This window comes from Leptospira sp. B5-022 (genome assembly GCF_000347035.1).
Classification (GTDB): Bacteria; Spirochaetota; Leptospiria; order Leptospirales; family Leptospiraceae; genus Leptospira_B; species Leptospira_B cinconiae.
This window is the reverse complement of the sequence record NZ_ANIJ01000048.1, coordinates 1-3,687: the sequence shown is the minus strand read 5'-3', so window position 1 is coordinate 3,687 and position 3,687 is coordinate 1. Positions and strand designations below refer to the sequence as shown.

The 3,687-nt window shown below is 35.5% G+C and carries 4 protein-coding genes; 1 reads left to right on the top strand and 3 read right to left on the bottom strand.

All coding sequences use genetic code 11. The features are described 5' to 3' along the window. The first annotated feature begins 9 nt into the window (after positions 1-9). On the top strand, positions 10-84 hold the full coding sequence (locus LEP1GSC192_RS20240; RefSeq protein ID WP_157186936.1) for a TraY domain-containing protein: 75 nt from the start codon (positions 10-12) through the stop codon (positions 82-84). A gap of 86 nt (positions 85-170) precedes the next feature. On the opposite strand, the gene LEP1GSC192_RS18535 is transcribed toward LEP1GSC192_RS20240, so the two are convergent. From LEP1GSC192_RS18535 to LEP1GSC192_RS18525, 3 genes are all read right to left on the bottom strand, one after another. Continuing rightward, positions 171-608 (bottom strand): hypothetical protein, encoded by a 438-nt coding sequence (locus tag LEP1GSC192_RS18535; RefSeq protein ID WP_036091104.1) that lies wholly within the window; start codon positions 606-608, stop codon positions 171-173. A 192-nt stretch (positions 609-800) separates the two neighbouring features. After that, complete coding sequence (locus tag LEP1GSC192_RS18530; protein WP_020771537.1) at positions 801-2,804, bottom strand: ATP-binding protein; 2,004 nt, start codon at positions 2,802-2,804, stop codon at positions 801-803. 207 nt (positions 2,805-3,011) lie between these two features. Continuing rightward, positions 3,012-3,687 (bottom strand): SH3 domain-containing protein (locus LEP1GSC192_RS18525; protein WP_232421048.1); only part of this gene is annotated, 676 nt, incomplete at its 5' end.

The following is a 3,687-nucleotide window of genomic DNA, read 5'->3' as shown; positions in this document are numbered from 1 at the left end:
ACGTTTGCGATGGCACGAGTTTGCTCATGCAAACGAAGTGACAGAAGCAAATGTGGCGAAGCCCAAGCGAGGGTCACAAAGTGAGCCCGAAGCGCAGCGGAAGCACCGAAAGTTAGGCGTCGTTGTTTTACTTAATGTAAATAAATTCCCATAAAATTTCGAATAAAAAATCAAAGCAGATTAGATTGAATAATCGTTTTTGCAAACTCAACATCTTTTCTACGAATATAAATTGTATAATCCCCTAATCTGTCAGAGCTTAATGACATACCAAAACAGCCGAGATTATTGAGAGCATCAAATATTTTCCCACAAACTTTTCTCGACCCCTTTTCTATATAATATGGAATTAGTTCATATCTGTTTCCAATTGATTTCTTAATTTCCATATTATAGAACTTTTCAAACTCATCTTCTGAATCAATCGTTCCTAAAAATATATGAAATTGATCGATGCGAGAATCTTCAAATTCTGGAACCGAATCCTTTTTTTCAAATATATAAACATCAAACCCAGTATCTTTTCTCTCATAACACACTATTTCTATGTTATCAGAAATTTCTGGATGAAAATGATAATCCGTATATTTCTTAGAAAATTTACTCATTCCGAATATTTTTAAACAATGACGCCTAACGACCAAGGTGTTCCGACGTTTTGCGAGTGCGAAGCACTTGGCACGAGACTTGCTTTGCAAGACGAGTGACAAAGCAAAATGTGCCGAAGGCCAAGCGAGAGTTGCGAAAGCAAGCTCGAAGCGCTGCGGAAGCACCGAAAGTTAGACGCAGGGCATAACCAATCAAAGAAAATCGGATACCTTCATTTCTATATCCGAAATTGCAGATCGAAAGACATCATGAGATGCCTTTGAAATTTCTTTAGCGTGAGCATCATTTCGATTTTTATTTATCGCATGCATTTGATCGTCAAATTTTTGTTTATCAGGACCGAAAATATTCTTAAAATAATTCCAATGCTTAATTATTATTTTTCTAAGATCTTCAAAGTAAATATCTATTTTGCTCGGATTAAAAAGGTCCTCATATGCTAAAGCATTGCCTTTGCTTTTTCGAGGCTCACCAAAAACCTGAAGTACTTCAACCTTAGCAATATTTTTGCCTAGTTGAGCTTGTAGTTGACTACGAACTATCATTCGCAATTTGGGCTCGAGACCATTGCGCCTTTCCGCTATTTCTCTCCAAATCTCATCCGTTGTCATATTCAGTTTTTCATAACGATGCATCTTAGAGAGATAATCTTTTATAATTTCAATTCTGAAAAAGTAATTATCATTCTCCCTAGCAATCAAGCCATACCCTATTAAATGATTTGTGTAAAGAGGAGAATTTTCAGCAAACTTTACAAATGTATCATAATCGCCAATTGCCAGAAAGGTCAACATATCATATTCGTCTGAAAAATGTTCCTTTAAAACATTAATTATCATTTCTAAATAAGAATTATACTTTTCGGCAAACTCATGCTTAGCTTTCTCATACGTTACCTTATCTACTGAAACAGGGCGTTCAGGTGGAACTAACTTATTTATTGTGCTGCATACGTGTCGAATCAAAAAAGGGTGGCCTCCAAGGTCATCCGTCAGCTTAGAATACAGAAGTTCATCAAACCTCAAACCCATAGCGCTTCCGAGCGTACGAACCATTTCTCTTGTTTGTCGAACAGTAAATCCCTGAATATAATCATACGGAATTTGATTAAAGATAGGGTTATCTTTCTTTGAAATGATTGGCATTTCGACACACAAGGGATTTGTTCCAACTAGTAAATATGTGTATATATTATTATGCTTCTGATATACTGACCTAAGAGTTTGCCAAAAATATATAAAATCTAAATCCTTTTCCCAATGGATCGAGGGTGAGACTCCAAAGGTAATGTTTTCAATTTCATCAAAAATAAGGAGAATTAGTCGATTGCCCAATGCTTGTTTAATATTAAGAATTCCTTTTTCAAATAAAGACGCCGCTTCGACTTCTGTAAATTTATCCTCTGATTGTATATTTACTTTCAGTTTATAAAATTCGCTAATTTCCTTTAAAATATAGTATAAAGCACTGTTCCAGCGTCTTTTGTGAAAAGCTGGATTTTGGCAATCAATAGAAACAAAGGCTTGCTCGTCTTGTTCTAGAATTCTCTGAATTTTATGGATGATCGAAGTTTTTCCGGTTCTTCGTAATCCAAACAGCCCCGTATTTTCATTTGACTTATGCTTATTAATTATGCTGTAAGCAATTTCATCTCTCCCAAAGAAATAGACATCTTTTTTAATCACTCCGTCGAAAGCAAATAGATCCCTACTATAAAAATACTTTTTAAATCTATTTTTAATAAAGTGTTCGTAATTATCCTTATTATATAAGATTTCTTTAAATGAGAAGGGAATGATGATCAAAGATTCTTTATCATTTTTAAGAATATTACCCAGATCTTCTTCAACATTTTCATCCTTGCTTATCAGTATAAAGCATATCTTCTCTAAACGGAAATGTTGATATTGCTTCTTAACATAATCAAATGCATCTAAAGTTCTCGGCTCAAGTCTCGAATATCTACTTATAACACAAATTATTTCTTTTTCAAAATTGAAAAGGTCTGTATATTTTTGCGTTGGCTTAACGAGAAAATATTGATACACGCTATTTGCAATACGAGCAACTCCACCGCCATTTGTAACAAAAAACTCATGACTAAATCTTTTTACTATCTCGAACTCCTCGTGATCGAAGTGAGCAAGATCAATATTATTAGCAATACCTGGTTTTATCTTTTCATCAAAAAGCATATTTCACCTATAGAAATTTAGTTGTGCCTTGCGTCTAACGACCGAGGTGTTCCGACGTTTCGCGAGTCCGAAGGACTTGGCGCGAGACTTGCCCAGCAAGGCGAGTGACAAAGCGAAATGTGCCGAAGGCCAAGCGAGAGTTGCGAAGCAAGCTCGAAGCGCTGCGGAAGCACCGAAAGTTATGCGTCGTCCAATTATTGTACTAAATTATTTCAAAAGACATTGTTCGCTATATTTTTGATAGTTAATTCGAACATCGTTATGATTTTGAAAATATCTTTTCCGATCTTCTAAATCGGGTGTCCAACCATAATCTAACATACTAGTCGGACCGCCACCCTCACACTCTTCGCCGCAATCACAATCTGGATGATTTGGCGCCTTTGAACAACTTAATTTAGCAACATGCGCTTTACAAATCTTATAGCAACAAGATCGAGCTTTCTCAATAGAAACATAAAGTTTGTTTTTAAACTCGAAAGGTTTCAAAAATATGCTAAAAACAAAACCAATCTTATTCTGATAATTGACCTTTACCCATCTACCATCTTGGCCAGCAATATTTTCATATTTTGATTCGTATTGAAGAATGAACAATTCATCTTCATTTCTAAAAATATGAATTACTTTCGATTTTATAGAAGGCTTTTCCCGTAAATTAACACTTGTGCCATTTATCAGGAATTTCTCTTCTGCAAGTAGAGAAAAATTAAGGAATAAGCTTACCAAATAAACTGAAAAGAATATCTTATACATAAATAAATTCTCAATTGGATGACGCATAACGACCGAGGTGCTCCGACGTTTGCGATGGCACGAGTTTGCACATGCAAACGAAGTGACAGAAGCAAATGTGGCGAAGCCTGGAGCGAGGGTCGCGTAG

Bases quoted from the DNA above. Each gene is read 5' to 3' on its own strand.
- LEP1GSC192_RS18535 (WP_036091104.1), bottom strand. From the start codon at position 608: ATGAGTAAATTTTCTAAGAAATATACGGATTATCATTTTCATCCAGAA.
- LEP1GSC192_RS18530 (WP_020771537.1), bottom strand. From the start codon at position 2,804: ATGCTTTTTGATGAAAAGATAAAACCAGGTATTGCTAATAATATTGAT.